At 61.3% G+C, this 6,573-nt stretch carries 5 protein-coding genes; all 5 read right to left on the bottom strand.

Annotated elements, in window-relative coordinates; all coding sequences use genetic code 11:
* Positions 1-12 precede the first annotated feature (12 nt).
* Positions 13-927: a MotA/TolQ/ExbB proton channel family protein gene (locus tag MPJ51_RS17325; RefSeq protein ID WP_298389245.1), complete on the bottom strand. Its 915-nt coding sequence runs from the start codon at positions 925-927 to the stop codon at positions 13-15.
* Positions 928-1,290: 363 nt separating this feature from the next.
* Positions 1,291-2,712 carry an MFS transporter gene (locus MPJ51_RS17320; protein ID WP_298389244.1) on the bottom strand — a complete coding sequence of 474 codons (1,422 nt, stop codon included), beginning with the start codon at positions 2,710-2,712 and terminating at the stop codon, positions 1,291-1,293.
* 283 nt (positions 2,713-2,995) lie between these two features.
* Entirely contained in the window at positions 2,996-4,444 is a 1,449-nt protein-coding gene (phnY, locus tag MPJ51_RS17315; protein ID WP_298389242.1) for a phosphonoacetaldehyde dehydrogenase, read from the bottom strand.
* A gap of 15 nt (positions 4,445-4,459) precedes the next feature.
* Positions 4,460-5,707, bottom strand: coding sequence for a phosphonoacetate hydrolase (phnA, locus tag MPJ51_RS17310; RefSeq protein WP_298389240.1), 1,248 nt, complete (start codon positions 5,705-5,707; stop codon positions 4,460-4,462).
* Positions 5,704-6,573: 2-aminoethylphosphonate--pyruvate transaminase (locus tag MPJ51_RS17305; RefSeq protein ID WP_298389238.1), on the bottom strand; the 870-nt coding region annotated here is incomplete at its 5' end. The genes phnA and MPJ51_RS17305, both read right to left, overlap by 4 nt.

Below are 6,573 nucleotides of genomic sequence, written 5' to 3'. Positions count from 1 at the left end.
AATTGCATCGGTCTATTCCGCCGCCAGCTTCAGTTCGCGGGGACGATCAGCCACGAACAGTCGCGCCGCCCCATCTTCGACATCGCGGCGAATGCGGTCGATCACCGCCTCGAACCAGGTCAGCGCGGCCGAGGCCGGGATCGCCACCGCCATCCCGGCGGCGGTGGTCAAAAGCGCCTCCCAGATGCCACCGGCCAGCAGCGCGGGATCGGCCCGGTTCCCGGCCTGTTGCAGTGCCTGAAAGGCTGCGATCATGCCCAGAACCGTGCCCAGCAGACCCAGCAACGGCGCGATGGTCGCGATCAATTCCAGCGCCCGCAACCCGGTGCCCGCCTGCGCGATTTCACGTTTGGCAACGCGAGCCGTTTCCTCACGCGCGTGATCTTCGGGCAGCTGCCCGATGGCGCGGATTGCGTTGGCAACGACGATGGACCGAATGCCTCGGCGACCTTTGACGGTGGACAGGGCGCCATCGGGATCGCCCGCTTCGAACAAGGTCACCGCGTGACCCGCTTTGCCCCGCGACCACGCGCCGATCAGGGCCAGACGCCAGATTTTCCACAGGATCAGCGCCAGCGTGACCACCGATAGCGCCGCAATCGCCCAGATGGACGGCCCGCCATCCCGCAAGAATTCCACAGCCTTGTCCGAGGCCGTCTGCGTCGTTTCCCACAACCCTTCGGGCGCGGCGGGTTCAGCAGGCAGGGTTTCGTCTGATACATTGCCCAAGGCCGGTACATCCGGATCGCCTGTCAAAGGGTTCGGCGGCAACGGGGCGGGGTTGACGGCAGGCACCGACAAACCCTCTGGTGCTGACGGTTCTGTCAGGGTTGGGCTATCCGTGGCAACCTCGGGTGCCGTTGTCTGCGCATTTACGGCCAACGGCGCGATGAACAGTGCGGTCAGAATTAACCAATGCTTGATCATGAATGCCTCCAGAAGATCAGCGGGCAGATTGCGGCGCGAAGAGGTGATCGGGTCGGAAGGACCCGGGGACATGTCGCCAGACGGTCCCCACAAAAATCGGATCTTTGAATAGGGTTTCCGATCGAATCCTGCGCTGTCATCCGCTCAGCCAATTCACCAGCTTGCCACGCGCCGTGCGTTCCAACGGGTCAAGACAAGATCGCCTTGGCCGGTCGGGTCTGCGCGTTTTGATGGATAGCTTTGCCGCGGCCCACTCGGGTCAGAGATGCGTGCTGGCTGTCGGGTTCCAATAGTCGTCCGCTGCTGGACTAAAATTCCTGTGAGAAATTGTCAAGATTTCGAAATGAGACAAATCAGGGTGTTCTACTTGCTCTGACTGGCAATCAGGGCGCGACTGGCAAGGATGGCCACGAGTGCGATCAGGCTGAACATTCCGAATAGCCAGATTGACGAATGTGCGATCCGATCCGTATCTCCGGCCTCGTTAAAACCGGTGAAGTTGCCGACCAGACCGGCGAGGGCTGTGCCAAAGGCCAAGGCGAACATCTGTATCGTGGACAGGGCCGAGGCGGCCATGTCACGCTCATCCTCATGCGTCAGGCGCAGAACGAAGGTGTTGAGATGCGGCCAGCCGATACCGATGCCGATGCCCAGCAAGATCAGCGCAAGGGACAGCAGCAAACTCAACGGCGTTCCGGCTTGATCGGTCAACGGCGTCGCGCAGGCCAGCAACATACAGGCGATCATCACCAGGATTGGTCCGGCCAGCACGGCCTGATGCATCCGTCGGCCCGAGTATCGTGCCGCGTACACTTCGGCGGTGGCCCATCCGATGGACACCAGCGCGGCGATGTAACCGGCGGTCAGCGGGCTGAGCCCGTGCAGACGCTGCAGGTAGAAAGGCATGAAGAATTCGGCATTGATGCAGATGATCAGCAACGACATCACCGCAATCGCCAGAAACAAAGGTGTTCCGGGGCGGGTGGCCCCTGTCGGGAACAACCGCACCGGGTTGTTTTGTTCCCGGCGCATCAATGTCCAGGTCAGAACGGCCGAAGCAAGAACCGCGACACCGGCCAGAAGGGGCGAGGGCGCGATGCTGCCGATGGACATCGCCAGAATGGCCCCGGCCAGCAAGATCAGTTGCCCGAACGCGATGGGCTGTGCGGCGTTGCGTTCCTTTTCAGACAGTGGGAGCAGCCCAAAGGTCAGGGCGACAAACAGGGCGGTCACCGGCACCATGATCCCGAAGCCCAGCCGCCACATATCCAACTCGGCAAAAATGCCGCCGATGGCCGGGCCAAACAGCATTGTGATGCCCCATGTCCCGGACAAAAGCGCCATGGCGCGGGGCCACAGATGTTGCGGATAGGCGACCACGATCATCGAGTAGCACAAGGTGAACAACATGCCGCCGCCTGCGCCCTGCACCACTCGCCCAAGGATCAGGATCGGCATGGTCGGGGCCATGGCCGCCAGCAGGCTGCCCAATGCAAAGGCCAGCCCGGCCAATGCAAAGCCAAGCCGCGCACCGCAGCGGCGAAAAACCTGCCCGGTGACAGCGGCGCTGAGGATCGCGGCGAGTGTCGCCAGCGTCGCATTCCAGGCATAAAGGTCATGCCCGCCGATCTCGGCCACGATTGAGGGCAACATGGTTGCGGACAGGGTGATGTTGACCGCATGCAGCGCGATGCCGCCTGCCAGCACGGCGGATACCGAAGAATATCGCCCCCGCAGGATTTCGCGCCATCCGGCCTCGGGTATGTGATCAACATTTGCCGACATGAGCGTCTATCCGCAGGTCCTGTGAATCAATCGGGTGTGTCGGGTCCGTGATCGGGCGTTCAATGTGCCCACAGACCCGTTGCAATACGCAAGCGTAACGGTGTTCTGAAAGGGTATACAGCCCGTATTCTAGTCAACCACCAAAACCGCGGCAATCGCGATATGCAGCATGGTGCTGACACAGGGGCTTGGGAGGCTTTGATACAGAAATGCCTGCGCGTCGCGCGCCGGCAGGGGGGTGCCCGGCCCAAAGGCCGGGCGATGCGCTATTCGGCGCCTTGCTTTATTCCGGCCAGGGCAGGGAATAGGTTTTGACGTTGGTAAAGAATTTCATCGCCTCGATGACGCCTTCCTTCACCCCGTTGCCCGAATCCTTGATGCCGCCGAAGGGGGACATCTCGATCCGGTAACCCGGCTGTTCCCAGATGTTGCAGGTGCCCACGTCCAGACCGTTGATAAAGGCAATCGCCCGGTTCAGATCGTTGGTGCAGACACCCGAGGACAGGCCGAATTCGGTCGAATTCGAGATCGCCATCACCTCGGCATCATTGTCTGGCACGCGCACGATGGGAATGATCGGGCCAAAGGTTTCCTCCATCACCAACTCGCTGTCATGGGGCACCTTGTCGACCACGATGGGCGGCAGCAACGCCCCTTGACGACCGGGGTGGTAGAGGATTTCAGCCCCTTCCTTCTCGGCCTGCAAGACGCGGTTTTCGAACAGTTCCGCGGCTTTGTCGTGGATGACGCAGCCCAGTTCGGTCGCGGGGTCCTGCGGGTCGCCGAACTTGATCTTCTTGGCCTTTTCCAGCACCAGCGGCACGAACCTGTCCGCCACGCTTTCCTGCACCAGAATGCGCTTGACCGCCGTGCAGCGCTGGCCCGAGTTGCCGGTGGCCCCGGCCACAGCGATGGTTGCGGCCTTGTCCAGATCGGCGTCAGAAAGGTCGTTCAGAACGATCAGCGGGTCGTTGCCGCCCAGTTCCAGTGCCTGACGCTTGTAGACGCCTTTCTCGGCGATCATCTTGCCCACCGGCACGCCGCCGGTGAAGGTGATGATGTCGATATTGTCATTGGTGATCATCTCGTCACCAATGTCCTGCGGCCAGCCGGTGACCACCTGGAACATCTCTTTCGGCAAACCGGCCTCATAGAGGATATCGGCCAGCGCGATGCAGGTCAGCGGCGTCAGTTCGGTCGGCTTGCAGACCATGCAGTTATTGGTCGCAATCGACGGTGCGATCTTGTGGCTGACCATGTTGAGCGGGTGGTTGAACGGAGTAATGGCCGAGATCGCCTTGACCGGTTCGCGCTTGGTGAAAATCTTGCGCGGCTTGCCGTTATGGGTCAGATCGCACGAGAAAATCTCACCATCATCCTTCAACGCCTCGGCGGCGGCGAACTGATAGACGTCCTGCGCGCGCTTGGTCTCGTAGATCGCGTGCTGGTGGCAGATGCCAAGTTCCAGCGTCAGCCATTTGGCCAGCCACGCGCGCTTTTCCCCGATCAGCTCACCCGCGCGTTGCAGGATCTGACTGCGTTCATAGCGGGTCAGCTTGGGCGTATAATTCGCTGCAACCTCGAACGCTTTGCGGGCATGTTCGGCCTTGCCTGCGGGCACGAAACCCACAACCTCGTTGGTATAGGGGTAGTGAACCGGGACGGTCTCGTCGGTAAAGACGACCTCGCCCCCGATGCGCATACCTTCGTTGCGAATTTCCGTTTTGGTCATGAGATCATCCATTGGTCAAAGCGCCGCTGCTGTTGTTGCATAGAAGAAGGCATCGAAATTGCGCAAGTCCTCGGGGTTGGACGGCAGGTCGATGACACGGTTTACGATGAACGGCACTTCCTGTTCCGTCAAACCGCCATGGCTGCGCAGCGGTTCTTTCAGCGCCGCCAGATCGTGGCGATGGGCCGAGGTGCCGATGGTCATGTTCTCGCCCGAGATCATCACGATGTCGCCGATCCGGTCGGCAGGCAGCTCAAAGCGTCTGATGGCCTCTTCCTTGTCGACCACCAGGATCAGTTCGTCGCGCGCATCCAGCTTGACCATGATATCGTCGCGGTCCGCGCCTTCGGGCAGATAGGCGGTTGCAAATGCGCCAAGCGCGCCGTGGTGAACCACGTATGGGTCAGTGATCGGCAGGATCACCCGGGCCTGACCTTCGCCCAGCCAGTCATCCATCAAGTCCTGCGCGTAGATCACGTTGGGCTCGCCTGCGGCGTTGTGCTTGGGCTTCATGCCGTGATCGGCAGTCACGACGATGGCCGCGCCCAATTCGTCAAGCTGCGCCAGATACGTGTCGAACATGGCGTAGAAATCCAACGCGCCCTGCTGTTCGGGGGCGAACTTGTGCTGGATATAGTCAGTGGTCGACAGGTACATCACGTCCGGCTTGAACTCTTTCAGCAGCTTCACACCGGCGGCGAAGACAAACTCGGACAGTTCCGCCGAGTAAACCTCGGGCACGTCCATGCCCAGCCATTCGCTGGCATTGTCGATACCGTGCTCGGCCTCGGTGGTCTCACCCGAGCGTTCCGAGGAGAAGGCAACCGCGCGGCCTTCGTCGAATTTCAGCCCGGCGCCCAGCAGCGCGCGCAGCTTGTCCTTGGCGGTGACCATGGCGACGCGGTAGCCTGCCTCGTAGAATTGCGAGAAGATGGTCGGCGCGCGCAGGAAGCGCACATCGTTCATCATCACCTCTTCGCCCGAATCCGGATCGATCAGGTAGTTGCCGCAGATGCCATGCACGATGGGCGGACGGCCGGTGGCGATGGACAGGTTGTTGGGGTTGGTGAAGGAGGGGATCACCGAATGCGCCAGCCGGTCGGTGCCGGTTTCGCGAATGCGCTTCAGGGTCGGCATCAGGCCCTTGGCGATGGCGACCTCCAGATATTCGGGCTCGCACCCGTCCAGACAGATGGCGATGGCCGGAACCCGGGGCGCGGGATAGGCGCGCGCGTTCGCGGTCACGGGGGGTGCAATGGTCATGCTGCGGGGTCCTTTGCGTCTAAAGCAGCCAGTTTGGTGCGTTCTTCCAGTGCCAGGGCAGGGGGCGCGGCGTTGGCGACGCCCATCTCTGCCAGGCTGTCCTTGGCGGCGGCCACAACCTGCCGCATCACATGTTCATCCATTTGCCCGATACACCCGACGCGGAAACTGTCCACGACGGTCAGCTTGCCGGGATAGATGATAAAGCCCTTGTCCTTCATCAGATCGTAAAAACGGCTGAATACAAATTTCTCATCCGCCGGGCAAAAGAAAGTCACGATGATCGGGCTGAGCCAGCGATCTTCCAGCAAGGTCTCAAACCCCAGCTCGCGCATGCCTGCCACCATCACGTCGCGATTGCGCGCATAGCGCGCGCCACGCGCGGCGACGCCGCCCTGTGCCGCATGCGCCTTCAGCGCCTCAAGGAAGGCGGCCACCACATGGGTTGGCGGAGTGAACCGCCACTGGCCGGTCTTTTCCATATTGGCCCATTGCGCATGCACATCCAGAGACAGCGAGTGGCTGTTTCCCTTCGCCGCCTCCAACTCTTCCTTGCGGGCGATGACAAAGCCAAAGCCGGGTACACCTTCGATACATTTATTGGCCGAGGATACCGTCGCCTCGTACCGGATATGTGCGGGCTGTAATTCAATCGCGCCAAAGGCTGACATCGAATCGATCAGCAGCTTGCGACCGGCGGCATAGACGGCCTCGGAAATTTCGGCGACCGGGTTCAGAATGCCCGAGGATGTCTCGCAATGGATCGCCACCACATGGGTGATTGCGGGGTCAGTGGCGAGAATATCAGCGACCTCAGCGCCGCGCGGCGGCAGGTAATCGCCCTTGTCCAGCACCACATGATCGCG

Origin of the sequence: Ruegeria sp. (genome assembly GCF_028066395.1) — a bacterium.
Lineage (GTDB): Bacteria > Pseudomonadota > Alphaproteobacteria > Rhodobacterales > Rhodobacteraceae > Ruegeria.
The sequence above is the reverse complement of the archived record's forward strand: the minus strand, read 5'-3'. Positions and strand labels throughout refer to the sequence as shown.

Excerpts from the sequence above, each read along its gene's own strand:
- phnY (WP_298389242.1), bottom strand. The coding sequence starts at position 4,444 with ATGACCAAAACGGAAATTCGCAACGAAGGTATGCGCATCGGGGGCGAG.
- MPJ51_RS17320 (WP_298389244.1), bottom strand. The coding sequence starts at position 2,712 with ATGTCGGCAAATGTTGATCACATACCCGAGGCCGGATGGCGCGAAATC.
- MPJ51_RS17325 (WP_298389245.1), bottom strand. The coding sequence starts at position 927 with ATGATCAAGCATTGGTTAATTCTGACCGCACTGTTCATCGCGCCGTTG.
- phnA (WP_298389240.1), bottom strand. The coding sequence starts at position 5,707 with ATGACCATTGCACCCCCCGTGACCGCGAACGCGCGCGCCTATCCCGCG.